We start from the raw sequence: 23,102 nt of genomic DNA, 5'->3' as shown, positions 1-23,102 counted from the left end.
TATGGGTGTCGCCCGTGAATTCGGCGAATTTGGTGATCACGCGGACTTCACCACACAGAAGGTGAAGGCGTGGACCTCGTTGGAGATTCGCTCGGCTTTGACCACGTCGTCCACCGTGATGCGGCAGCCGACGCTATCTCCGCTGGCACGCGCCGTGAGGTTTCCCATCACCGCGGCCTTGTCGGTGCTGATGCGCAGCGACCATGGCAACGGCGCGCCGTCGACGCGCTGGGGGTCGCCGTTGACGTCGAAGTAGCTGATGTCCGCGGTCGTCCCGGGCGGGCCGAACACCTCGTAGGCGATCCGTTTCGGGTTGAACGGCTTGGGGTTTTGCAGGTTGCTGTCGGCATACGATTCGCGCTTTTCCGAGCCGAAGTAGCCGTGCACGCGGTACACGATGAAACCACCGATCACTAGCACCGCCAAGATGACCAGTGGGATCCACGTTCGGGACAGCACCTTGAAAATCTGGAATCCCTTTCAGCGGTTGGGCAGTTCTGTGGGCGGATCGCCGCGCTGCGCCCGTGCGCCCGGCACCCCGATCCCGGGGCACCAGCGCAGCCAAGGCTTACCTAAGTAAAGCATGGCCGGTTATGGCCTTTGCGGGACCATTGACTCCTTCCCCTCGCGCCCTGGAGTGTAACGCATATCACGTGCGTAACGCCGAAAACGGCCGCTCCGGGGGGAGCGCGCAAATCACGTGATGTGCGTTATACAAATCACGTGATGTGCGTTACCCTCTGCCGATGGCGCAACCTGCGTTCCAGCGCGCCCGCACGGAGGAGAACAAGCGCCAGCGGGCGGCGGCGCTCGTCGAGGCCGCGCGATCGCTGGCCGTCGAGACCGGCGTGGCGTCGGTGACCTTGACCGCCGTCGCCAGTCGTGCCGGAATTCACTACTCGGCGGTGCGGCGCTACTTCACCTCCCACAAGGAGGTGCTGCTGCACCTCGCCGCCGAGGGGTGGGCGCGGTGGTCGAACGCGGTGTGCGCCGAACTTGCCGAGCCGGGCCCGATGTCGCCGGCGCGGGTGGCCGAGACGCTGGCCAGCGGACTGGTGGCCGACCCCCTGTTCTGCGACCTGCTGGCCAACCTGCACCTGCATCTCGAGCACGAGGTGGAGATCGAGCGGGTCGTCGAGATCCGGCGCAGCATCGCCGTCGCGGCCATCTCGCTCGCCGACGCGATCGAACGCGCCCTGCCCGTGCTGGGCCGGTCCGGCGCCTTCGACACCTTGATCGCCGCCTACTCGCTGGCCTCGGCCTTCTGGCACATCGCCAACCCGCCGGAGCAGCTCACCGACGCCTACGCCGAGGAGCCGGATGCCCTCCCGCCGGAGTGGAACATCGAATTCGCGTCGGCACTTACCCGGGTGCTGACGGCCACCTGCATCGGCCTCGTTTCCGAATCCCCACGACCAACCAGGGAGGCGTGAGCGCCATGGCTTGGCGAACTGGAGCTGCCGAGAACGAGGCCAAACAAGACGTGCGGGTGGGCCCGGGCCGCCGTGAGCAGCCCGATTACCGGGCGGGAGGGCAACGGCAGCAAGCGGATTCGCCGGAGGTGGAGTCGCGGCGCGGCCGGCCGGACGCCCGGTCGGCGGAGCGTCGGCTGATGCCGAAGATCCCGATCACAGCCGCGGCGAAGAAATTCTGGATCGTGCTGGTCATCGTTGCCGTGGTCGCCGTAGCCGGCTTCTGCGTCTACCGGCTCCGCGGCATCTTCGGTGTCCATGGCGATCACCCGATCACCAGCGGGATGGCCGACGACATCAAGCCGTTCAATCCCAAGCACGTGGTGTACGAGGTCTACGGACCTCCCGGGACGACGGCCAACATCAACTACCTGGACATCAACGCCCAGCCCCAGAAAGCAAGCAATGTGCCTCTGCCCTGGACGCTTTCGGTCATCACCACGCTTCCCTCGGTGAGCGTCAACGTGGTCGCGCAGGGCGACAGCGACCAGATCGGCTGCCGCATCGTCGTCAACGACGTCGTCAAGGATGAAAGGTCCAGCAACGGAGTGCGTGCGCAGACTTTCTGCATAGTGAAGTCCGCATGACGATCGACAACAAGGCCGCGGGCCTGCCCCACATGCCGATCTTCGCGCGTTCGGTGCATAGGCTCGCGCCGCTGATCGTTCTGGCCTGGGTGGGACTTGTCGTCGTGCTCAGCGTCTTCCTGCCGCCCCTGGACAAAGTGGCGAAGCAACATCAGGTGTCCATGAGCCCCCAAAGCGCGGCATCCATGCAGGCGATGAAGCGCGTCGGCAAGGTGTTCAACGAATTCAACAGCGACAGCGCGGCCATGATCGTGCTGGAGGGCGACAAACCGCTGGGCGACGACGCCCACCACTTCTACGACACGATCGTCCGCAAACTCGAGGCTGACACGAAGCACGTCCAGCACGTTCAGGACTTCTGGGGCGATCCGCTGACCGCCGCTGGTTCGCAAAGCACCGACGGCAAGGCCGCATACGTGCAGGTGTATCTCGCCGGTAATCAGGGCGAGAGCCTCGCCAACGAGTCCATCGAGGCGGTCCGCAAGATCGTGAACAGCGTGCCTGCCCCACCCGGGGTCAAGGCCTATGTCACGGGCGCGGCGGCGTTGACCGCCGATCAGACCACGGCAGGCGACAAGAGCGTCCAAAAGGTCACGATGATCACCTTCGTGGTGATCATCCTGATGCTGCTATGGGTGTACCGCTCGATTGTCACCGTGTTCATCACTCTGCTGATGGTGATCATCGAGCTGTTCGCGGCCCGCCAGTTCGTCGCTTTGTTCGCTCATAACAACATCATCGGGCTGTCCACTTTCGCGGTGAACATCCTTGTGCTGCTGGCCATCGCGGCGGGGACGGACTATGCGATCTTCGTGCTCGGCCGCTATCAAGAGGCGCGGTCCCTCGGCGAGGACCGAGACCAGGCCTTCTACACCATGTTCCACGGGACCGCGCACGTGGTGCTGGGTTCCGGCCTGACCATCGCCGGTGCGATGTATTGCCTGAGCTTCACCCGGCTTCCGTATTTCCAGTCGCTCGGTGTGCCGTGCGCGATCGGAATGCTCGTCGCCGTGTTCGCCGCGCTCACCCTCGGCCCGGCCGTGCTGACGGTGGGCAGTCGCTTCGGTCTGTTCGATCCCAAGCGCAAGATGCGAACTCGGGGGTGGCGGCGCGTGGGCACCGCTATCGTCCGCTGGCCCGGCCCGATCCTCGCGGTGTCGGTCGCTATCGCCCTCATCGGCCTGCTGGCCCTGCCCGGCTATCAAACGAACTACGACAACCGGCTGTATCTGCCGCCGAGCGTCCCCGCGAACGTCGGATACGACGCCGCGGAACGGCACTTTCCCTCGGCGCGGATGAACCCGGAACTGTTGATGGTCGAGACCGATCACGACATGCGGAACCCAGCGGACATGTTGGTGATAGACCGAATCGCCAAGGGCATCTTCCACATTCCGGGCATCGCGCGCGTGCAGGCCATCACCAGGCCGCTCGGAAAGCCGATCGAGCACACGTCGATTCCGTTCCAGATCAGCATGCAGAACACGACGCAGGTCGAGAACCAGCAGTACATGCACCAGCGGATGGCGGACATGCTCAAGCAGGCCGATGCCATGCAGCAGTCCATCGACACGATGCAGCGCATGTACGACATCACGTCGAAGATGGCCGCCGTCACGCATCACATGGACGGCCTCACCCACGAAATGCTCGATGTCACAAACACATTGCGCGACAATATCGCCAATTTCGATGACTTCTTCCGGCCGATCCGCAGCGTCTTCTACTGGGAGAGGCACTGCTTCGACGTTCCCGTCTGCTGGGCGCTGCATTCCATCTTCGACGCGCTCGACGGCCTGGATCAGATCACCGAAAAATTCACCTATCTGTCGAATGACATAGCTCAGCTGGACGCCCTGATGCCGCAGATGCTGGCGCAGATGCCGCCGATGATCGCGACCATGCAGACGATGAAGCAGATGATGCTGACCATGCACAGCTCGATGTCGTCGCTGTATGACCAGATGGACGTGATGAGCCAGAACTCGACGGCGATGGGCCAGGCGTTCGACGCGTCCCGCAACGACGATTCGTTCTACATACCGCCCGAGGTCTTCGACAATCCCGATTTCAAGCGGGGCCTGAAGATGTTCCTGTCACCCGACGGTCACGCGGCCCGCTTCATCATCTCCCACGATGGGGATCCGGCCAGCGTCGAAGGCATTTCACACGTCGATCCGATCAGGAACGCGGCGAAGGAAGCGATCAAGGGAACCCCGCTCGAGGGCGCCAGGATCTCCCTCGCCGGCACCGCCGCCGTCTACAAGGACATGCGCGACGGGGCCAAGTACGACCTGATGATCGCGGGAATCGCCGCCGCCAGCCTGATTCTGATCATCATGCTGATCATCACGCGAAGCATGGTCGCAGCGGTGACAATCGTTGGCACGGTGCTGATTTCGTTGGGCGCCTCGTTCGGGCTCTCCGTGCTCATGTGGCAGGACATCCTCGGCTTCAAACTGCACTGGATGGTGCTGGCGATGTCCGTCATTTTGTTGCTCGCCGTAGGATCCGACTACAACCTGCTGCTGGTCTCCCGATTCAAGGAGGAGATCGGTGCCGGGTTGAGGACCGGGATCATCCGCTCGATGGCCGGCACGGGTGGGGTGGTGACATCCGCGGGCCTGGTGTTCGCGGCCACGATGGCGTCGTTCGTTTTCAGCGATCTCAAGGTCACCGGGCAGGTCGGCACCACCATCGCCCTGGGTTTGTTGTTCGACACGTTGATCGTGCGCTCGTTCATGATGCCGTCCGTCGCCGCCCTGTTGGGACGTTGGTTCTGGTGGCCGCAGCAGGTACGGACTCGTCCCGCCAGTCAGATGCTGCGGCCATATGGACCCCGGCCTCTGGTTCGCGCCCTGCTGCTACCGAGGGAAGATACGGCGGACACGGATCGGCTCCAGACGAGCGCCCCGCACTACTGATCCGGGGTCAGGCGTACGTGCGCAGCTGCACCATCTTGCGCATGACGTCGCTGAGCTTGTGCACCGGCGCCCCACAGGTCAGGCAGTAGCCGCCCGGGCAGCGGTTGATCCGATCGACCTGCTGCAGCACCTGGGCCTTGAGCCGGCGCACGCAACCGATGCACAGGATCTCGACGACGTTTCCGGACGGGTCGAGGTTCGGCCGGTTGCACTGGTCCACGGCATGCCGGTACACGATGTGCGTCGCCCTGTTCGTGCACCCGGCCTCGGACTGGCAGGTGATCTCAAGCCAGTCGAGGGCCGCGAGCGCGTCGGACTGGGGGTCGACGACGCTCATCGCGTCCTCGCTGGGGCGCAGGATCCCGGCATGAGCATGATCTAAGTCCTGGTTGACTCTGGTCGCACGGACTGGCGTCCGCATGAGCGGAATGCCAGTCAGGAACTATTGATTTGTCCCCGAACTACGGGGAAAAAAGCGATTCCCGACAGTCGCCGAGTTTAAACTCGCGCGCGAATAAAGACCAGAGTGGATCTAGGACCAGTTCCATACCGACATGTCGCCGGGCGGGTATTGGTTGCACACGTCGGTGGCCTTGGCGACAACGCCCTTGTTGTTGAAGAAGATCTTCATGTGGTTGACCCAGGCGAAGGTCAGCGGATCGCCATTGTAGAAATTTTCGGAGTAGTTCCTGCGCTCCTCCGGCGACAGCGAGTAGAACCAGTGCGCTTTATCGATGGTCGCCTGCTGCAGGTTCGGGTGGTTGTTGAAGTCGATCATGTACCGCTGGTAGTACACCGGACTGGTGTCCCTGACGGCCGCCAGGTACTGCTCGGCGTCGCAGGTGGTGGCGATCTGCCGGCGGGGCACCGGGAAGTCCTCCGTGGAATCGGCCGCAGCCGTCTTGGGGAAGGTCGCAGCCGCGATACTCAGGGCTACCAGGAAAGCAACAAAAAGGACGCCCGCACGCAGGGCGGAACTCAGCCGAGACATAGTCGTTACCGTAACACTTTCAGGGCCCCCGTGGGGGCCCGGGGGCATATTCGTAGTCCGTCTCACTATCCATCCCGATCAGGCACGATGACATGGCCGGGATCCGGCCGCAGCTCCGGCGGTGCCTGGCTGTAATCGCCGAACGGGCCGTCGCGCCGCTCGACCGCCGCCCGCACCCCCTGCGTCTGTGCGGTCTTGATGAAATCGAGCGCGTCGGGGGTGTTGCGCATCAGGCCGTCGAGGATGCCGCCCAGCACCTGGGTGGACGCCAGGCCCATGTTCTCGTAGGCCTGGTTGACGATCAGCTTCTGCGCCCGCAGCTGCGACAACGGGATCCTCGCCAGTTCCGCGGCGACCTCGGCGACGCGGGCCTCCAAACGCGCGAACGGCACCGCCTCGTTGATCAACTCGACCTCGGCGGCCTGCACGCCGGTCAGGGGCCGGCCGGTCAGCGAGTGCCACTTGACCTTGGCCAGGCTCAGCCGGTAGAGCCACATGCCGGTCAGGTAGGCCCCCCACATCCTGCTGTAGGGGGTGCCGATCACGGCGTCCTCGCTCGCGATCACGAGGTCGGCGCAGAGCGCGTAATCGCTCGCCCCGCCGACGCACCAGCCGTGCACCTGCGCGATCACCGGTTTGGATGCGCGCCAGATGGCCATGAATTTCTGGGTCGGGCCGGTCTCGCGGGCGGTGACCATCGCGAAATCCTTGCCGGGGTCCCATCGGCCGTCGGACATCATGGCCTCGCCCCAGTGCTGGAAACCGCCGCCGAAGTCGTAGCCGCCGGAGAACGCGCGGCCGGCGCCGCGCAGCACGATCACCTTGATCTCGTGGTCCCGCTCGGCCAGCCCGATGGCCGCCTCGATCTCGTCGGGCATGGGCGGGACGATCGTGTTGAGCTGCTCCGGGCGGTTCAGCGTGATCGTGGCGACCGGGCCGGACGTCGTGTAGAGCAGGGTCTGGAAATCGGGAGTCGGCATAGTTTCCTCACGGATCGGGCTGACGATTTTCCGGCGACGACGCATAGATTCGTCCGCCGATTTTGAGATAGGGCGTCGTCAGATACGCCGAGAAGATGACCACCGCCGAAAAGATGGCCGCGACGGCGACGGCGTTGGGCCAGAATTTGCCCACCCCGGCGGCGAAAGAGACGATGCCGATGATCGAGGTGGCCCAGTAGAACCGCCGGCCGGGACGGCGGTCGGCGATGAAGCGGAAGCGCGCCTGCGCCGCCCCGGCCACGATGAAGATCAAACCGGTCGCCAGCAAGGTGACTTCGATACGTTCGGTCGCTGACACGTCGACGATCTTAGGGCCGATCAAGGCCCGGCAAGGACAGTCGGGGTCCCCGCCGACCGGAGGCTGGGGCTAGCATTTCCAATCAGGTGGGGTGTGGGAAGGTCGGCCAGTGAGCGGGGTGAGCGTTATCGCGACGGCGGCCACCGTGCTCGCCGTCGCCCCGTTCTCGGTGCTCGCCGCCGCATCCGGTGTGGCGCAGGCGGCTCCGTGTGCCGGCGCCGGGGCAAACCCGGTGTCCTGCCAGAACTGTCTGGTCTACGTGGAGGCGTATCAGTCGGCGGCGTCAGATGTGTATAAGAGCCGGCCCGAGCCGGGTCTCGGTGCCCACTCTGGAGGCGCCACCGGAGCTCCCGCCGCCGGTGCATACGCCGCAGGTCATTCCGCCAAGCCCGCCGCCCCCCACCACGATCGCGGTGCAGACCCCGAAGCTCACCTCGGCGCACGGGGCGACGCGAAACGCTGCGGTGGTGACGCCGCCGAAGGGGCTCGATGCGCCACCGCAGGCGGTCGCGGAGGCCAAGGCCGCAGCGGTGACGCGGATCAACCCCGCCAGTCCGCTCGAGCCGCCCAGCCGGGTGTACGACTTCCATCAGCAAGTGCAGAACGTGGTCGACGCCCACCGCGGCAACGTTGACCTGATCAAGGCCGACAACCAGGAACTGGTTCGCCCCCGCCATTGGGACTACGTCGACTACGACGACAACCACCGCCCGGTTCTGTACAACCCGCTCAGTGAGGCGATGACGTTCCGCTACTTCTACGACGGCGCCTATCGGGAGGCGTTCGTGCCGGCCGGCGGCCGGATCGTGCTGGATGCCGCCACCGTTGGCCTGGTCCCGTTCACCGCGGTCGGTGACAGCCACGTGGCGTCGGGCAGCTTCTACGGCGGGGCCTCGATCCCGCCGGCGGGCTCGGACGGCCCGCCGCCGCCCACGTACACCGCGCCGACGCCCCCGGACGTCTACGAACACGTCTCCGCCCTCGTCGCCGCCGACAACCAGACGGTGGAAGTCGGCCAGGTGGAGGTGGTGGGCCACGACGAGAGCCAACCCGCGGGCAGCCAGGACACCTTCCTGCTCGACGACTCCACGCTGGCCTGGGGTCAGGTGAACGATTCCAGCAGCGCCGCGCAGATCAGGGTCACCAGGACCCAGTCGTTGCCGGGGGCCGGGCCGACCGACAATGGCAGCTTCCTGGTCGCTCTGACGGCCCTCAAGGAACCCTCGCCACCGGCCGCCCCGTGGTGGCCCTCGGCCCTGAGCTATACGGGCCTGGTGGTAGGAGCGGGCCTGATCGCGTGGACGATCAGTCGTCCGAGACGGCGCGCCGACCTGACCGCCGCAGACCCTAGGGGTGATTGACGCAGAACGCCACGCACATTGCGTCGACGGGAATCGACACCCATTGCGTTTGCCCGTCCGCCTGGCGCGCGCAGTAGATGGGGCCGGGGTTGCCCCACACCTTCGCGCCTTCCGGAGCGCATGGCTTCCCGAGATCGGTATCGGCGTGCGCCGGGCTTCCGAGGAGGACCGCGATGGGGGCAATCGCCGTCAAGGCCGCCAAGCCGATGAACCTCGGTGCTCTCATGATCCGCGCCTTCCTCGACAACTTTCGCTACATCACCATCGAGCTTAACGGCTTGATCCCGCGAGCATCCGCCAGAGGAACGAGTAGCTGAGCGCCGACTTGAACGCGATCTGTTCGTTGTCGGCCGCGCCGGCGTGGCCGCCCTCGATGTTCTCGTAGTACCAGACCTCATGGCCGGCGGCCTGCAGGGCGGCCGTCATCTTGCGGGCGTGGCCCGGATGGACCCGGTCGTCGCGGGTGGACGTGGTCATCAGCACGGGCGGGTAGCGCCGCGTCGCCGAAACGTTCTGGTATGGCGAGTATTCGGAGATGAACGCCCAGTCGTCGGGGTTGTCCGGGTCGCCGTACTCGGCCATCCACGACGCCCCGGCCAGCAGCAGGTGGTAGCGCTTCATGTCCAGCAGCGGCACGTCGCAGACCAGCGCGCCGAACTTTTCCGGGTACTGGGTGAGCATGACGCCCATCAGCAGCCCGCCGTTGCTGCCGCCCCGCGCGCCCAGCCGGTCGACGGTCGTGATGCCGCGGTCCACCAGATCGGTTGCCACCGCGGCGAAGTCCTCGGCGACCTTGTGCCGGTTCTCGCGCATCGCCTGGGTGTGCCAGCCGGGCCCGTACTCGCCGCCGCCGCGAATGTTGGCCAGCACGTAAGTGCCGCCGCGCGCCAGCCACAGCCGGCCCAGCACGCCGCTGTAGGCCGGTGTGTTGGCGGTCTCGAAACCGCCGTAGCCGCTCAGCAGGGTGGGGCCCGGGCCGTCGGTATCGGCGCGCCGCACGACGAAGTACGGGATCGCCGTACCGTCGGTCGATGCGACGAAATGCTGGGCCACCGAGAGCTTTTCGGCGTCGAAGAACGCCGGGGCGGATTTGATCGGCTCGAGCCGCTTGCCGCCGGCGCCGCGCAACAGCCGGGAGGGCGTGACGAATCCGCTGGAATCGAGGAAGAATTCGTCGCCGGTGTCGTCGGCGGCGACGACGACGGTGTTGGTCGCGGCCGGGATGCCCGCGACGGGTTCGCGCCGCCACCCGGCGCGTGACGAGCGCAAGCGCGGCGGAGCCGGGCGCTGCGGGTCGTCACGCGCAGGCGGCGTGACGATCTCCACGCGGCTGGCCACGTCGGCCAGCGTGACGATCAGCAGGCGGTCCTTGGTCCAGGCGTAGTGGTTCAGTGCCGTGTGCTCGTCCGGCTCGAACACCACGGTCAGTTCGGCTGTGCCGTCGAGGAATTCGTCGTAGTCGGCGGCCAGCAGCGAACCCGCGGTGAAGGTCGCGCTGCCGGTGTACCAATCGGTGCGCAGCTCGATGAGGATCCACTCGCGGTGAATCGACAGGGTCGCGTCGGTGGGCGCGTCGATGCGGATCAGCTCCGCGCCGCGCAGCTCGTAGAGCTCCTCGTTCCAGAAGTCGAGCGCCCGGCCCAGAAAGGTTCGCTCGAAGCCGGGCGTGCGGTCCGCGGCCGCGGAGACGCTGACGTCGGAGCGGGCGCCCTCGAAGACGAGCTCGGCGTCGGTCAATGGGGTGCCCCGGCGCCATCGCTTGATGACGCGCGGGTAGCCGGAGTCGGTGAGGGAGTCGGCGCCGAAGTCGGTGCCGACCAGGACGGTGTCCGGATCGGCCCAGGCGATCTGCGACTTCGCCTCGGGCAGCTGGAAGCCGTCGGCGACGAATTCGCGTGTGGCCATGTCGAATTCGCGCACGATGGAAGCGTCCGAGCCTCCGCGGGACAGGCGGATCAGGCCGCGGGTGTGGTCGGGTTCGATGACGCCGGCGCCCGCCCACACCCAATTCGTGTTGTCGGTTCGACCGAGCTCGTCCACGTCGATGAGCACATCCCACTCCGGGGAGTCCGTGCGGTAACTGTCCAGCGTGGTGCGCCGCCACAGCCCCCGCGGGTTGGCGGCATCGCGCCAGAAGTTGTAGAGGTGCTCGCCGCGGCGCACCACATACGGAATCCGGGCGTCGGTGTCGAGCACCTCGAGCGCCTCGGCGCGCATCCCGTCGAACTCCGCGTCGCCAAACGTCGCCAGGGTGGGCTCGTTATGCGCCCGCACCCAGTCCAGCGCCTCGTCGGCGGTGATGTCCTCGAGCCACAGGTAGGGGTCTTCAGGCGTCATGGGAGCCATTCTGGCCCCGGCGGTAGTGTGAGGTGTATTACACAAGGTCGAAACGAGGAGACGGGCAGATGACTGTTTTCGCACGTCCGGGGTCCGCCGGGGCGTTGATGTCGTACGAATCCCGGTACGGGAACTTCATCGGCGGCCAGTGGGTCGCGCCGGTGGGCGGCCGCTATTTCGAAAACCCGACGCCGGTGACCGGCCAGACGTTCTGCGAGGTGCCCCGCTCCGACGAGGCCGACGTCGACAAGGCGCTCGACGCCGCGCACGCGGCGGCCCCGGCGTGGGGCAAGACCGCGCCGGCCGAGCGGGCGGCCATCCTGAACAAGATCGCCGACCGGATCGAGGAGAACAAGGCCGCGCTGGCGGTGGCCGAGGTCTGGGACAACGGCAAGCCGGTCCGCGAGGCGCTGGCCGCCGACATCCCGCTGGCCGCCGACCATTTCCGCTACTTCGCCGCGGCGATCCGCGCGCAGGAGGGTTCGCTGTCGCAGGTCGACGAGGACACCGTCGCGTATCACTTCCACGAGCCGCTCGGGGTGGTCGGGCAGATCATCCCGTGGAACTTCCCGATCCTGATGGCCGCCTGGAAGATGGCGCCCGCGCTGGCGGCCGGCAACGCGGTGGTGCTCAAGCCCGCCGAGCAGACCCCGGCGTCGGTGCTCTATCTGATGTCGCTGATCGGCGATCTGGTGCCGGCGGGAGTTGTCAACGTCGTCAACGGGTTTGGCGCCGAGGCCGGCAAGCCGCTGGCGTCGAGCAACCGGATCGCCAAGATCGCGTTCACCGGGGAGACCACCACCGGGCGGCTCATCATGCAGTACGCCTCGCAGAACCTGATCCCGGTGACCCTGGAGCTCGGCGGCAAGAGCCCCAACGTGTTCTTCTCCGACGTGCTGGCCCGGGCCGACGACTTCCAGGACAAGGCGCTGGAGGGCTTCACCATGTTCGCCCTCAATCAGGGCGAGGTGTGCACCTGCCCGTCGCGCAGCCTGATCCAGGCCGACATCTACGACGAGTTCCTGGAGCTGGCCGCGATCCGCACGAAGGCGGTGCGGCAGGGCGACCCGCTGGACATCCAGACGATGCTGGGCTCGCAAGCGTCCAACGACCAGCTGGAAAAGATCCTGTCCTACATCGAAATCGGCAAGGGCGAGGGCGCCAAGATCATCACCGGCGGGGAGCGCGCCGAGTTGGGCGGCGACCTGTCCGGCGGCTACTACATGCAGCCGACGATCTTCGCGGGCAACAACAAGATGCGCATCTTCCAGGAGGAGATCTTCGGTCCGGTGGTGGCGGTGACGTCGTTCTCCGACTACGACGACGCGATATCGATCGCCAACGACACGCTCTACGGCCTGGGCGCGGGGGTGTGGAGCCGCGACGGCAACACCGCCTACCGGGCCGGGCGCGACATCCAGGCCGGCCGGGTGTGGGTCAACTGCTACCACGCCTATCCCGCGCACGCCGCGTTCGGTGGCTACAAGCAGTCCGGCATCGGCCGGGAGAACCACAAGATGATGCTCGACCACTATCAGCAGACCAAGAACCTGCTGGTGTCCTACTCCGAGAAGGCGCAAGGGTTCTTCTGATGCGCCCCGGCGACGATGCGCGGCGTCATAGCGGCGAGCGGCGGCGCCACGGGGTCGCGGGTGCCGTCATCACCCCCGCCGCCGCGCAGCTGCTGGCGCGGCTGCAGGAGCGCCACGGCGCGCTGATGTTCCACCAATCCGGCGGCTGCTGCGACGGGTCGTCGCCGATGTGCTACCCGAGTGGCGACTTCCTGGTCGGCGACCGCGACGTGCTGCTCGGCGTCCTCGACGTCGGGGACGGGGTGCCGGTGTGGATTTCGGGCCCGCAGTACGAGGCCTGGAAGCACACCCAGCTCGTCATCGACGTGGTGCCGGGACGCGGCGGCGGCTTCAGCCTCGAGGCGCCGGAGGGCGTGCGGTTTCTCAGCCGCGGGCGCGTCTTCACCGACGACGAGAACGCCGCGCTGCGGGGCGCGGGGGTCATCACCGGGGCCGCCTACGAGCGCGGCGAGCGACCGTCGGAGCGCGGCCCGGTGGTGGCCCTCGACGGCCCGGCCGCGCCGGAAACGTGCGGGCCCGGCGGTCGATGACCGCGCTAACCTCGTCAGCGTGATCCCGCTTCCGCGTCCTTGGGTGCTGGCCGGCGCCATGCTGATCGGCTGCGCGGTCGGGATGTTGACCGGTGTCGCGCTCACCGTGCTGGTGCATGCCAGGGTGCGCCCCGACGTCGTGATCGCGCTGGTGCTCGGGATCCCCACCGTGAGCGGGCTGCTGACGGTCCTGTTCTCCGGGCGGCGCTGGGTCACCATGGTGGGCGCGTTCATCCTGTCGCTCGCGCCGGGCTGGTTCGGTGCCCTCGTCGCCCTGCAGGTGGCCTCCGGTGGCTGACGACGAGGACACCGGCACGCAGTCGTTCGTCCCGAACTTCGACGACGAGGACGACACCGGCACCCAGTCGTTCGTCCCGAACTTCGACGACGAGGACGACACCGGCGCGCAGCCTGCGCCGAAGGCACCCGAGCGGCCGGCCGAGCCCGAGACGTCCGCGGCGGTCGAGGCCGCCGAGGGCGAAGCGGGCGGCGTGCCGGTGCAGCCGGTCACCGTTCCCGGTCGTTACCTGTACCTGAAGTGGTGGCAGCTGGTCCTGGTGCTGCTCGGCGTGTGGATGGTGTCGGCCGTGGTGGGGCTCGGGCTGTTCTACTGGTGGTATCACTCGGTCGACAAGACGGCCACGGCGTTCGCGGTCCTGGTGTACGTGGTGGCGTGCGCGGTGGGGGGCGTGATGTTGGCGATGGCGCAGGGCAGGGCTCTGCTCTCGGCGCTGTCGCTCGCGGTGATGTCGGGGCCGTTCGCGTCCGTCGCGGCCGCCGCGCCCCTGTACGGCTACTACTTCTGCGAGCGCACGGGCCACTGCCTGATCGGCGTGATCCCGTACTAGGCCCCCGGCCCGCGAGCGTGGGGCCTGGGGACGAATTCGGGGCAGTTCGCATGCTCAGGGCCCACACTCGGCGTCCCAGAGGGCGGTGGGCCCCACTAGGGTAGGGCTCGTGACTCACTATGACGTCGTCGTCCTCGGTGCCGGCCCCGGCGGATACGTCGCGGCCATTCGCGCCGCGCAGCTGGGCCTGAACACCGCAATCGTCGAGTCGAAGTACTGGGGCGGGGTCTGCCTCAACGTCGGCTGCATTCCGTCCAAGGCGTTGCTGCGCAACGCCGAGCTCGCCCACATCTTCACCAAAGAGGCCAAGACCTTTGGGATCGGCGGCGAGGCGACGTTCGATTACGGCATCGCCTTCGACCGCAGCCGCAAGGTGGCCGAGGGCCGCGTCGCCGGCGTGCACTTCCTGATGAAGAAGAACAAGATCACCGAGATCCACGGGTACGGCAGGTTCACCGACCCCCACACGCTGTCCGTCGATCTCAACGACGGGGGCACCGATACCGTCACGTTCGACAACGTCATCATCGCCACCGGCAGCAGCACCCGGCTGGTTCCGGGGACGTCGCTGTCGGCGAACGTGGTGACCTATGAGGAACAGATCCTGTCCCGGGAGCTGCCGGAGTCGATCATCATCGCCGGGGCCGGGGCGATCGGCATGGAGTTCGGCTACGTGCTGAAGAACTACGGGGTCGACGTGACCATCGTGGAGTTCCTGCCGCGAGCGCTGCCCAACGAGGACGCCGAGGTCTCCAAGGAGATCGAGAAACAGTTCAAGAAGCTGGGCATCAAGATCCTCACCGGAACCAAGGTCGAGTCCATCAACGACAACGGCGCCGAGGTGACGGTGGCGGTCAGCAAGGACGGTAACGCCGAGGAGCTCAAGGCCGCGAAAGTGTTGCAGGCCATCGGGTTTGCGCCCAACGTCGAAGGCTACGGGCTGGAGGCGGCAGGGGTAGCGCTGACCGAGCGCAAGGCGATCGGCATCACCGACTACATGCGCACCAACGTCGACCACATCTACGCGATCGGCGACGTCACCGGGCGGCTGATGCTGGCCCATGTCGCCGAGGCCATGGGCGTGGTGGCGGCCGAAACCATCGCCGGCGCGGAGACTATGGCCCTCGGCGACTACCGCATGCTGCCGCGCGCGACGTTCTGCCAGCCGCAGGTCGCCAGCTTCGGGCTCACCGAGGAGCAGGCCCGCGAGGAGGGCTACGACGTCGTGGTGGCCAAGTTCCCGTTCACCGCCAACGGCAAGGCCCACGGCCTGGGCGACCCCAGCGGTTTCGTCAAGCTGGTCGCCGACGGCAAGTATGGCGAGCTGCTGGGCGGGCACCTGATCGGCCACGACGTGTCCGAGCTGTTGCCCGAGCTGACGCTGGCGCAGAAGTGGGACCTGACCGCCACCGAGCTGGCCCGCAACGTGCACACCCACCCGACCATGTCGGAGGCGCTGCAGGAATGCTTCCACGGCTTGACCGGCCATATGATCAACTTCTGACGTCAATGATTCGCAGCGACACCGTAATTGGCGTCATCGGCGGCATCGCCACCGGTTATGTCCTGTGGCTGGTGGCCTTTTCGATCGCCGACGACAACGCGGCGGTAGGCCAGTGGGCGCCGACGGTATTGCTGCTTTCGCTCGCGCTGGCGGTCTGCGCCACCCTGTGGGCGTCGCTGCAGCGCCGGCGCAAAAAGTACGCCTGGTCGGGCTTCGGATTCGGCCTGCCCCTGCTGCCGGTGACGCTGACGCTGGCCGTGCTGGCCGACGTCTACTTCTAGCTTGGCCTGTCCAACGGGATGGCCAGCGCCGACATGGTCGCGGCCAGGCCGTCGTATTGGCTTGCCAGCAAGCAGAATTCGATGAGCTGACGCCGATCCAGGTGCGTCGCCAGCTGCCGCCAGGTGTCGTCGGTGACGGTGCGCTGCGTCAGGAACTCGTCGGTGGCCGCCAGCAGCGCCTGCTGCCGCACGGTCAGGCGCGCCTCGACCCGGTCCAGCGTCTCGGGCCAGGCGAAAATCGCGGCCTGCAAATCGTCGTTCAGGCCCTGATTTCGCGCCATCCCGCGATGGTGCTGCAGCTCGTATTCGCAACCGCGCACGTGCGCGACCCGCAGGATCACCAACTCGGTGTCGACGGCCGGCAGCCGGCCCCGCAGCAGCCGCCCGCTGTACATCGACCAGGTCCAGAACAGCGCCCGGCGCTGGCCCAGGGTGGTGAACAAGTGCATCTCCGGAACCCGCATCCTGCGCGCGGCGGCCTTCGCCATCACCCAGTTGATCGGCCCCAGTTCGCGGAACCGGCCCGACGGGATGCGGCCGCCCTGAGTCCCGGTCACGCTTGCTTCACCAGGTACGGCGACACGGTGCTGCGGTGCTCGTCGAGATCGAGTGCGCGCCCCAGGGCCGGGAACGCCCGCTGGGGGCAGTTGTCGCGTTCGCAGGTGCGGCAGCCCGCGCCGATCGGTGTGGCGATATCCCCGGACAAGTCGAGTCCTTCCGAGTAGACGAGCCGATGAGCGTGGCGGAGCTCGCAGCCCAGCCCGATCGCGAAGGTTTTACCGGGCTGACCATACCGCGCGGCGCGGCGCTCCACGGTGCGGGCCACCCACATGTAGTTGCGCCCGTCGGGCATCTGGGCGATCTGCACCAGGATCTTTCCCGGGTTGGCGAACGTTTCGTACACGTTCCACAACGGGCACGTCCCTCCGCTGGAGGAGAAGTGAAAGCCGGTGGCGGACTGGCGTTTTGACATGTTGCCGGCACGGTCCACCCGGACGAACGAGAACGGCACCCCGCGCATCGTCGGCCGTTGCAACGTCGAAAGCCGGTGCGCGATGGTCTCGTAACTGACCGAGTAGAACGACGACAACCGCTCGACGTCGTAGCGGAAGTTCTCGGCGACGTCGTGGAACTGGCGGTAGGGCAGCACCGCGGCCGCGGCGAAGTAATTGGCCAGCCCCAGCCGGGCCAGGGTGTGCGACTCGTCGCTGGTGAACTTGCCCTCGGCGACCAGGCTGTCGATCAGGTCGCCGAACTCGAGGTAGGCCAGTTCGGCGGCCAGCTTGAACACCTGCTGACCCGAGGAGAGGTGGTTGCTGATCTCCAGCGTCTTGCTGTGGGGGTCGAAGCGGTGCAGGACGGTGTCGCCGAGGTCGATGCGCCGGGTGATGTGCACGCCGTGCACCTCGGTGAGCCGGCGGGTCAATTCGCGGGCGAGGTCGCCGTGGTGCAGGCGCATCTTGATGGTGAGGTCCTCGGCGGCGGTGTCCAGCTCGTGCAGGTAGTTCTGGCGTTGGTAGAAGTAGTCGCGCACCTCTTCGTGGGGCATGGTGATCGACCCGCTGCCGCTGCCGTCGGAGTAGCGCTCCTCGGTGGCTGCGGCCAGCTGCGCGGTGGTGATCCGGTAGCGCCGGTGCAGGTTGACCACGGCGCGGGCCAGGGCGGGATGAGCGCTGACCATCTCGGCCACCTCGGTGGGCTCGACGTCGATGTCCAGGTCGCGGTCCATGGTCACCTCGCGCAGCTCGGCGACCAGCCGGGTGTCGTCCTGCGAGGCGAAGAAGGTGGCGTCCACCCCGAACACCTCGGTGATGCGGAGCAGCACGGCCACCGTCAGGGGGCGGACGTCGTGCTCGATCTGGTTGAGATAGCTCGGCGAGATCTCCAGCATCTGGGCGAGCGCCGCTTGAGAAAAACCGCGCTCGTTGCGGAGCTGGCGAACGCGGGAGCCGACGAAGGTTTTGGCCACCCCAGAAGGGTACCGGGCGCTGCGAAGGGGCGGTTCGCAGAGTTGGCAGGGCGGCGCGATCGGTCACGATTGGCGTTTGGAAGACGCGATTTGGCATCATTCGCAGCGGGGGCCGGGGTTAACCTGGGATACCGACACGGAGGGAACGGGGAGACAAGCCGTGAGCCTGGACAAAATAATGATGCCGGTGCCCGACGGCCATCCCGACGTATTCGGACGCGACTGGCCGTTGCGGGTGGGCGACATCGACCGCACCGGCCGGCTGCGCCTGGACGCCGCGTGCAGGCACATCCAGGACATCGGCCAGGACCAGCTCCGGGAGATGGGCTTCGAGGAAACCCACCCGCTGTGGATCGTGCGGCGCACGATGGTGGACCTGATCCGCCCGATCGAGTTCCAGGACATGCTGCGGTGCCGGCGCTGGTGTTCGGGCACCTCGAACCGGTGGTGCGAGATGCGGGTTCGCATCGACGGGCGCAAGGGCGGCCTGATCGAATCCGAGGCGTTCTGGATCAACATCAACCGGGAAACCCAGATGCCGTCGCGCATCGCCGACGACTTCCTGGCGGGCCTGCACAAGACGACCACCGTCAATCGTTTGAAGTGGAAGGGCTACCTGAAGCCCGGCAGCCGCGACGACGCCACCGAGATCCACGAGTTCCCCGTGCGGGTGACCGACATCGACCTGTTCGACCACATGAACAACTCGGTGTACTGGAGCGTGATCGAGGACTACCTGGCGGCGCACCCCGAGCTGTTGCAGGGGCCGCTGCGCACCACGATCGAGCACGAGGCGCCGGTCGCGCTCGGCGACAAGCTGGAGATCATCTCGCACGTCCACCCGGCCGGCTCGACGGAGCAGTTCGGTCCCGGCCTGGCCGATCGGCCTGTTACAACGCTCACATATGCCGTCGGCGACGAGACGAAAGCCGTCGCCGCCATCTTCGCTCTCTAGGCAAACCTCCGACCGGTCGATTTCCCGTCTGACCTGCGTGGATAGGGTTACTGACGGGTAGCTTCTGAAACGGTTAAGTTTGCGTTCATCTTCACAAGATTTGCAAAATCGAGCGGAGTCGTGGCCGAAATTGGCAAATGAAACGGCTGGACCTGCGGGAACAAGCTGTGCCATCTTCGAGTTAGCACGCCAGTGAAGTTGAGCCCCTAGCTACCGCCCGGCGGCGGTTGGCGTGGACGTTTAGCGATTAGCAAAGAACCGTTAAGGAGTAAGCCCAATGTCTGTCGTTGGCACCCCCAAGAGCGCCGAGCAGATCCAGCACGACTGGGACACCAACCCGCGGTGGAAGGGCATCACGCGCACCTACACCGCCGAGGACGTCGTCGCGCTGCAAGGCACCGTCGTCGAGGAAAACACGCTGGCCCGCCGCGGCGCGGAGGTGCTGTGGGAAGAGCTGCACGACCTGGAGTGGGTCAACGCGCTCGGTGCGCTCACCGGCAACCAGGCCGTCCAGCAGGTGCGCGCCGGCCTCAAGGCCATCTACCTGTCCGGGTGGCAGGTCGCCGGTGACGCCAACCTGTCCGGCCACACCTACCCCGACCAGAGCCTGTACCCGGCCAACTCGGTGCCGCAGGTGGTCCGCCGGATCAACAACGCGCTGCTGCGCGCCGACCAGATCGCCAAGGTCGAGGGCGACCGGTCCGTGGAGAACTGGCTGGCGCCGATCGTCGCCGACGGCGAGGCCGGCTTCGGTGGCGCGCTCAACGTCTTCGAACTGCAGAAGGCCATGATCGCCGCCGGCGTCGCGGGTTCGCACTGGGAGGACCAGCTGGCCTCGGAGAAGAAGTGCGGTCACCTGGGCGGCAAGGTGCTGATCCCGACCCAGCAGCACATCCGCACGCTCACCTCGGCCCGCCTGGCCGCCGACGTCTGCGGCGTCCCGACCGTGGTGATCGCGCGCACCGACGCCGAGGCCGCCACGCTCATCACGTCCGACGTCGACGAGCGTGACCAGCCGTTCATCACCGGCGAGCGCACCCGCGAAGGCTTCTACCGGACCAAGAACGGCATCGAGCCCTGCATCGCGCGGGCCAAGGCCTACGCCCCGTTCGCCGACCTGATCTGGATGGAGACCGGCACCCCGGACCTCGAGCTGGCGCGCAAGTTCTCCGAGTCGGTCAAGGCGGAGTACCCCGACCAGATGCTGGCGTACAACTGCTCGCCGTCGTTCAACTGGCGTAAGCACCTGGACGACGGAACCATCGCGAAGTTCCAAAAGGAGCTTGCCGCAATGGGATTCAAGTTCCAGTTCATCACGCTGGCCGGCTTCCACGCGCTGAACTACTCGATGTTCGACCTGGCCTACGGCTACGCCCGCAACCAGATGAGCGCCTATGTCGAGTTGCAGGAGCGCGAGTTCGCCGCCGAGGAGCGTGGCTACACCGCGACCAAGCACCAGCGCGAGGTCGGCGCCGGTTACTTCGACCGGATCGCCACCACGGTCGACCCCACCTCGTCGACCACCGCTCTGACCGGTTCGACCGAAGAGGGTCAGTTCCACTGATCCGCTGCGGCCTGGCCGCGCCGACCGTGCACCGATTACACGCTCGGCGTGCCGGCGAGAAGCTGAAGTAGCATAGGCCCCGCCCAGCCAACCTGGGCGGGGCCTATTGCGGTGCACGACAATACGACTCGGGAGACGAAGACAGTGAGTGACGCAGCGATCCAGCGCGTGGGAGTTGTCGGTGCCGGGCAGATGGGCTCCGGCATCGCCGAGGTCGCCGTCCGCGCCGGCGTCGACGTGACCGTGTTCGAGACCACCGAGCCGCTGATCACGGCGGGACGCAACCGCATCGTGAAGTCGCTGGAGCGCGGCGTCAGCGCCGGCAAGGTGACCGAACGCGAGCGCGACCGCGCGCTGAGCAAGCTCACCTTCACCACCGACATGAAGGACCTGGCCGACCGGCAGCTGGTGATCGAGGCCATCATCGAGGACGACGCGGTCAAGGCGCAGGTGTTCGCCGACCTGGACCGGGTGGTCACCGATCCCGACGCGGTCCTGGCGTCCAACACCTCGAGCATCCCGATCATGAAGATCGCCGCGGCCACCAAGAACCCGCAACGCGTGCTGGGCCTGCACTTCTTCAATCCGGTCCCGGTGCTGCCACTGGTCGAGCTGGTGTGCACCCTGGTCACCGACGAGGCCGCCGCCGCGCGCACCGAGGAGTTCGCCGGCGCGGTGCTGGGCAAGCAGGTGGTGCGCTGCTCCGACCGCTCCGGTTTCGTGGTGAACGCGCTGCTGGTGCCCTATTTGCTGTCGGCGATCCGGATGGTGGAGGCCGGGTTTGCCAGCGTCGAGGACGTCGACAAGGCCGTGGTCGCCGGGTTGTCGCACCCGATGGGCCCGCTGCGGCTGTCCGACCTCGTCGGCCTGGACACGCTCAAGCTGATCGCGGACAAAATGTTCGAGGAATTCAAAGAACCGCAATACGGCCCGCCGCCGTTGCTGCTGCGCATGGTCGAAGCGGGCCGGCTGGGCAAAAAGTCGGGCCAGGGTTTTTACTCGTACTAAATGACGGGATCAACTGGCAGGCGTTGAACTAATCCGATATTATCCTCGCGTTCAACAAACGAGAGGATATCGGGCATCCATGACCGCGTTGAGGCCGTATTACGAAGAGTCGCAATCTATTTATGACGTTTCCGACGAATTTTTCGCACTCTTCCTAGATTCGACGATGGGCTACACGTGCGCCTACTTCGAGCGCGACGACATGACCCTCGAGGAGGCGCAGAACGCCAAATTCGACCTCGCGCTGGGCAAACTCAACCTCGAACCCGGGATGACGTTGCTCGACATCGGCTGCGGGTGGGGCGGAGCGCTACAACGGGCGGTCGAGAAGTTTGACGTCAATGTCATCGGAATCACCCTCAGCCGCAACCAGTTCGAGTACAGCAAGGCCCGGTTGGCCGGGATCCCGACCGAGCGCAACATCGAGATTCGACTGCAGGGTTGGGAGGAGTTCGACGACAAAGTCGATCGGGTCGTCACCATCGGCGCCTTCGAAGCGTTCAAGGCGGAACGTTGGCCCGCATTTTTCGAACGCGCCTACGACATTCTTCCCGACGACGGCCGAATGTTGCTGCACACGATTCTCGGGCACTCGCAAAAACAGATGCATGAGCGCGGCATCTCGCTGACCATGCGCGACATTCGATTCACGCGCTTCATCTATACGGAAATTTTCCCGGGCGGGCAGTTGCCGGCGGAGGAAGACATCGCGGAGTTGGCCCCGGCGGCCGGATTTACCATCGAAAAGGTGCAATTGTTGCGCGAGCACTACGCGCGCACGCTGAATATCTGGGCGGCCAATTTAGAGGCCAACCGGGAAAAGGCGATCGCCATCCAGTCCCAAGAGGTCTACGACCGCTATATGCACTATCTGACCGGGTGCGAGAACTTCTTCCTCAAAGGCATCAGCAACGTCGGCCAGTTCACGCTGGCGAAGTAGCGACCCCTGCTCGGTTACTTCTCACACGTGAACTGGTTGACGTCGGTATAGCCCTGGCGGAACAGCTTGGCGCATCCCGTCAGGTACTTCATGTAGCGGTCGTAGACCTCTTCCGACTGGATGGCGATCGCCTGGTCCCTGTTGGCCTCGAGCGCGGTGGCCCACGTTTCCAGGGTCCTCGCGTAGTGCAGCCGCAGCGACTGGATGCGCGTGAGCTTGAAGCCGGCCTCCTCCGCGTGCTCCTCGACCGACGGGATCGTGGGCAGCCAGCCGCCCGGGAAGATCTCGGCCAGGATGAACTGGGTGAAGTGAACGACTTCGTGGGTCAGCGGGTTACCCTGCGCCCTGGCCTCTTTGAAGGTCGGGCGTGTGATGGTGTGCAGCATCATGACGCCGTCGGCCGGCAGCACCCGGTAGGCCATCTTGAAGAAGTGGCCCCAGCGCTGGCGGCCGAAGTGTTCGAAGGCGCCGATGGAGACGATGCGGTCGACCGGCTCGTCGAACTTCTCCCAGCCCTCCAGCAGCACCCGCGCCGAGCGTTTCGTGTCCATCTCGTCGAACATCTTCTGCACGTGGTCGGCCTGGTTCTCCGACAGCGTCAGGCCGACGACGTTGACGTCGTACTTCTCGAGGGCGCGGCGCATGGTGGCGCCCCAGCCGCAGCCGACGTCGAGCAGCGTCATTCCCGGCTCGAGCCCGAGCTTCCCCAGCGACAGGTCGATCTTGGCGATCTGGGCTTCCTCGAGCGTCATGTCGTCGCGCTCGAAGTAGGCGCAGCTGTAGGTCTGGGTGGGGTCCAGGAAAAGCCGGAAGAAGTCGTCGGAGAGATCGTAGTGCGCTTGCACGTTCCCGAAATGCGGCGTGAGCTGCACAGACATGAGGAATTAGGCCTTTCTGTATCTCGGGTCCAGGCTTCCTTGCGCCCGAGCGCCGGGTTCAC

General features: G+C 66.2%; 24 protein-coding genes. 14 read left to right on the top strand and 10 right to left on the bottom strand.

Annotated elements, in window-relative coordinates; all coding sequences use genetic code 11:
- Positions 1-36: 36 nt before the first annotated feature.
- Positions 37-459: an MmpS family transport accessory protein gene (locus tag MTAB308_RS12995; protein ID WP_077099780.1), complete on the bottom strand. Its 423-nt coding sequence runs from the start codon at positions 457-459 to the stop codon at positions 37-39.
- A 269-nt stretch (positions 460-728) separates the two neighbouring features.
- On the opposite strand from MTAB308_RS12995, the gene MTAB308_RS12990 reads away from it, so the two are divergent.
- The 3 genes from MTAB308_RS12990 to MTAB308_RS12980 all read left to right on the top strand — a co-directional run bounded on the left by MTAB308_RS12990 (position 729) and on the right by MTAB308_RS12980 (position 4,983).
- Positions 729-1,433: a TetR/AcrR family transcriptional regulator gene (locus MTAB308_RS12990; protein ID WP_077099779.1), complete on the top strand. Its 705-nt coding sequence runs from the start codon at positions 729-731 to the stop codon at positions 1,431-1,433.
- A 179-nt stretch (positions 1,434-1,612) separates the two neighbouring features.
- Positions 1,613-2,059 (top strand): MmpS family transport accessory protein, encoded by a 447-nt coding sequence (locus MTAB308_RS12985; protein WP_077100169.1) that lies wholly within the window; start codon positions 1,613-1,615, stop codon positions 2,057-2,059.
- Positions 2,056-4,983 (top strand): MMPL/RND family transporter, encoded by a 2,928-nt coding sequence (locus MTAB308_RS12980; protein WP_077099778.1) that lies wholly within the window; start codon positions 2,056-2,058, stop codon positions 4,981-4,983. The genes MTAB308_RS12985 and MTAB308_RS12980 overlap by 4 nt, the downstream gene beginning before the upstream one ends.
- Before the next feature lie 7 nt (positions 4,984-4,990).
- On the opposite strand, the gene MTAB308_RS12975 is transcribed toward MTAB308_RS12980, so the two are convergent.
- The 4 genes from MTAB308_RS12975 to MTAB308_RS12960 form a co-directional block, all read right to left on the bottom strand.
- On the bottom strand, positions 4,991-5,320 hold the full coding sequence (locus tag MTAB308_RS12975; RefSeq protein WP_077099777.1) for a hypothetical protein: 330 nt from the start codon (positions 5,318-5,320) through the stop codon (positions 4,991-4,993).
- A 195-nt stretch (positions 5,321-5,515) separates the two neighbouring features.
- Positions 5,516-5,974, bottom strand: a complete 459-nt coding sequence (locus MTAB308_RS12970) for a DUF5078 domain-containing protein (RefSeq protein WP_077099776.1) — start codon at positions 5,972-5,974, stop codon at positions 5,516-5,518.
- 65 nt (positions 5,975-6,039) lie between these two features.
- A complete protein-coding gene (locus MTAB308_RS12965) occupies positions 6,040-6,954 on the bottom strand; it encodes a crotonase/enoyl-CoA hydratase family protein (RefSeq protein ID WP_077099775.1) in 915 nt (304 codons plus the stop codon).
- Positions 6,955-6,961: 7 nt separating this feature from the next.
- A complete protein-coding gene (locus MTAB308_RS12960) occupies positions 6,962-7,273 on the bottom strand; it encodes a hypothetical protein (RefSeq protein WP_077100168.1) in 312 nt (103 codons plus the stop codon).
- Positions 7,274-7,593: 320 nt separating this feature from the next.
- Between MTAB308_RS12960 and MTAB308_RS12955 the strand changes: the two genes are divergently transcribed.
- The gene (locus MTAB308_RS12955) at positions 7,594-8,634 is read left to right on the top strand and encodes a hypothetical protein (RefSeq protein ID WP_245831385.1); all 1,041 of its coding nucleotides are present in this window, start codon (positions 7,594-7,596) and stop codon (positions 8,632-8,634) included.
- Here MTAB308_RS12955 and MTAB308_RS12950 read toward each other — a convergent pair.
- Positions 8,621-8,860 (bottom strand): hypothetical protein, encoded by a 240-nt coding sequence (locus MTAB308_RS12950; protein WP_077100167.1) that lies wholly within the window; start codon positions 8,858-8,860, stop codon positions 8,621-8,623. The two genes, MTAB308_RS12955 and MTAB308_RS12950, sit on opposite strands and share 14 nt — an antisense overlap.
- A gap of 44 nt (positions 8,861-8,904) precedes the next feature.
- Complete coding sequence (locus MTAB308_RS12945) at positions 8,905-10,980, bottom strand: prolyl oligopeptidase family serine peptidase (protein WP_077099774.1); 2,076 nt, start codon at positions 10,978-10,980, stop codon at positions 8,905-8,907.
- Between the two features lie 59 nt (positions 10,981-11,039).
- Between MTAB308_RS12945 and exaC the strand changes: the two genes are divergently transcribed.
- From exaC to MTAB308_RS12915, 6 genes are all read left to right on the top strand, one after another.
- Complete coding sequence (gene exaC, locus MTAB308_RS12940; RefSeq protein WP_077099773.1) at positions 11,040-12,563, top strand: acetaldehyde dehydrogenase ExaC; 1,524 nt, start codon at positions 11,040-11,042, stop codon at positions 12,561-12,563.
- Positions 12,563-13,093: a DUF779 domain-containing protein gene (locus tag MTAB308_RS12935; protein WP_077099772.1), complete on the top strand. Its 531-nt coding sequence runs from the start codon at positions 12,563-12,565 to the stop codon at positions 13,091-13,093. Before exaC ends, MTAB308_RS12935 begins: the two co-directional genes overlap by 1 nt.
- Before the next feature lie 19 nt (positions 13,094-13,112).
- Entirely contained in the window at positions 13,113-13,391 is a 279-nt protein-coding gene (locus MTAB308_RS12930; protein ID WP_077099771.1) for a putative holin, read from the top strand.
- Positions 13,384-13,941, top strand: a complete 558-nt coding sequence (locus tag MTAB308_RS12925) for a hypothetical protein (protein ID WP_077099770.1) — start codon at positions 13,384-13,386, stop codon at positions 13,939-13,941. The genes MTAB308_RS12930 and MTAB308_RS12925 overlap by 8 nt, the downstream gene beginning before the upstream one ends.
- 109 nt (positions 13,942-14,050) lie before the next feature.
- Entirely contained in the window at positions 14,051-15,445 is a 1,395-nt protein-coding gene (lpdA, locus tag MTAB308_RS12920; protein ID WP_077099769.1) for a dihydrolipoyl dehydrogenase, read from the top strand.
- A 5-nt stretch (positions 15,446-15,450) separates the two neighbouring features.
- Positions 15,451-15,726 carry a hypothetical protein gene (locus MTAB308_RS12915; RefSeq protein WP_077099768.1) on the top strand — a complete coding sequence of 92 codons (276 nt, stop codon included), beginning with the start codon at positions 15,451-15,453 and terminating at the stop codon, positions 15,724-15,726.
- On the opposite strand, the gene MTAB308_RS12910 is transcribed toward MTAB308_RS12915, so the two are convergent.
- Together MTAB308_RS12910 and ramB are read right to left on the bottom strand one after the other, a co-directional pair.
- Positions 15,723-16,283: a carboxymuconolactone decarboxylase family protein gene (locus MTAB308_RS12910; protein ID WP_077099767.1), complete on the bottom strand. Its 561-nt coding sequence runs from the start codon at positions 16,281-16,283 to the stop codon at positions 15,723-15,725. The genes MTAB308_RS12915 and MTAB308_RS12910 overlap by 4 nt on opposite strands.
- Positions 16,280-17,695, bottom strand: coding sequence for an acetate metabolism transcriptional regulator RamB (gene ramB, locus MTAB308_RS12905; protein WP_077099766.1), 1,416 nt, complete (start codon positions 17,693-17,695; stop codon positions 16,280-16,282). Before ramB ends, MTAB308_RS12910 begins: the two co-directional genes overlap by 4 nt.
- 160 nt (positions 17,696-17,855) lie before the next feature.
- Here ramB and MTAB308_RS12900 point away from each other — a divergent pair, with 160 nt between their 5' ends.
- The 4 genes from MTAB308_RS12900 to MTAB308_RS12885 all read left to right on the top strand — a co-directional run bounded on the left by MTAB308_RS12900 (position 17,856) and on the right by MTAB308_RS12885 (position 22,162).
- Positions 17,856-18,650, top strand: a complete 795-nt coding sequence (locus tag MTAB308_RS12900; RefSeq protein WP_077099765.1) for an acyl-[acyl-carrier-protein] thioesterase — start codon at positions 17,856-17,858, stop codon at positions 18,648-18,650.
- 277 nt (positions 18,651-18,927) lie between these two features.
- The gene (gene aceA / locus MTAB308_RS12895) at positions 18,928-20,214 is read left to right on the top strand and encodes an isocitrate lyase (protein ID WP_077099764.1); all 1,287 of its coding nucleotides are present in this window, start codon (positions 18,928-18,930) and stop codon (positions 20,212-20,214) included.
- A gap of 144 nt (positions 20,215-20,358) precedes the next feature.
- Positions 20,359-21,222 carry a 3-hydroxybutyryl-CoA dehydrogenase gene (locus tag MTAB308_RS12890; RefSeq protein ID WP_077099763.1) on the top strand — a complete coding sequence of 288 codons (864 nt, stop codon included), beginning with the start codon at positions 20,359-20,361 and terminating at the stop codon, positions 21,220-21,222.
- Between the two features lie 79 nt (positions 21,223-21,301).
- On the top strand, positions 21,302-22,162 hold the full coding sequence (locus MTAB308_RS12885) for a cyclopropane mycolic acid synthase family methyltransferase (protein WP_077099762.1): 861 nt from the start codon (positions 21,302-21,304) through the stop codon (positions 22,160-22,162).
- A 14-nt stretch (positions 22,163-22,176) separates the two neighbouring features.
- On the opposite strand, the gene pcaA is transcribed toward MTAB308_RS12885, so the two are convergent.
- Positions 22,177-23,040, bottom strand: a complete 864-nt coding sequence (gene pcaA, locus MTAB308_RS12880) for a cyclopropane mycolic acid synthase PcaA (RefSeq protein WP_077099761.1) — start codon at positions 23,038-23,040, stop codon at positions 22,177-22,179.
- Positions 23,041-23,102 lie beyond the last annotated feature (62 nt).

Origin of the sequence: Mycobacterium terramassiliense (assembly GCF_900157385.1) — a bacterium.
GTDB lineage: Bacteria > Actinomycetota > Actinomycetes > Mycobacteriales > Mycobacteriaceae > Mycobacterium > Mycobacterium terramassiliense.
Note: the sequence above shows the minus strand (reverse complement) of the source record. Positions and strands in the feature narration are given on the sequence as shown.

Excerpts from the sequence above, each read along its gene's own strand:
- pcaA (WP_077099761.1), bottom strand. The coding sequence starts at position 23,040 with ATGTCTGTGCAGCTCACGCCGCATTTCGGGAACGTGCAAGCGCACTAC.
- MTAB308_RS12985 (WP_077100169.1), top strand. The coding sequence starts at position 1,613 with ATGCCGAAGATCCCGATCACAGCCGCGGCGAAGAAATTCTGGATCGTG.
- MTAB308_RS12885 (WP_077099762.1), top strand. The coding sequence starts at position 21,302 with ATGACCGCGTTGAGGCCGTATTACGAAGAGTCGCAATCTATTTATGAC.
- MTAB308_RS12945 (WP_077099774.1), bottom strand. The coding sequence starts at position 10,980 with ATGGCTCCCATGACGCCTGAAGACCCCTACCTGTGGCTCGAGGACATC.
- exaC (WP_077099773.1), top strand. The coding sequence starts at position 11,040 with ATGACTGTTTTCGCACGTCCGGGGTCCGCCGGGGCGTTGATGTCGTAC.
- MTAB308_RS12950 (WP_077100167.1), bottom strand. The coding sequence starts at position 8,860 with ATGAGAGCACCGAGGTTCATCGGCTTGGCGGCCTTGACGGCGATTGCC.
- MTAB308_RS12935 (WP_077099772.1), top strand. The coding sequence starts at position 12,563 with ATGCGCCCCGGCGACGATGCGCGGCGTCATAGCGGCGAGCGGCGGCGC.
- aceA (WP_077099764.1), top strand. The coding sequence starts at position 18,928 with ATGTCTGTCGTTGGCACCCCCAAGAGCGCCGAGCAGATCCAGCACGAC.
- MTAB308_RS12915 (WP_077099768.1), top strand. The coding sequence starts at position 15,451 with ATGATTCGCAGCGACACCGTAATTGGCGTCATCGGCGGCATCGCCACC.
- MTAB308_RS12965 (WP_077099775.1), bottom strand. The coding sequence starts at position 6,954 with ATGCCGACTCCCGATTTCCAGACCCTGCTCTACACGACGTCCGGCCCG.
- MTAB308_RS12970 (WP_077099776.1), bottom strand. The coding sequence starts at position 5,974 with ATGTCTCGGCTGAGTTCCGCCCTGCGTGCGGGCGTCCTTTTTGTTGCT.
- MTAB308_RS12975 (WP_077099777.1), bottom strand. The coding sequence starts at position 5,320 with ATGAGCGTCGTCGACCCCCAGTCCGACGCGCTCGCGGCCCTCGACTGG.
- MTAB308_RS12980 (WP_077099778.1), top strand. The coding sequence starts at position 2,056 with ATGACGATCGACAACAAGGCCGCGGGCCTGCCCCACATGCCGATCTTC.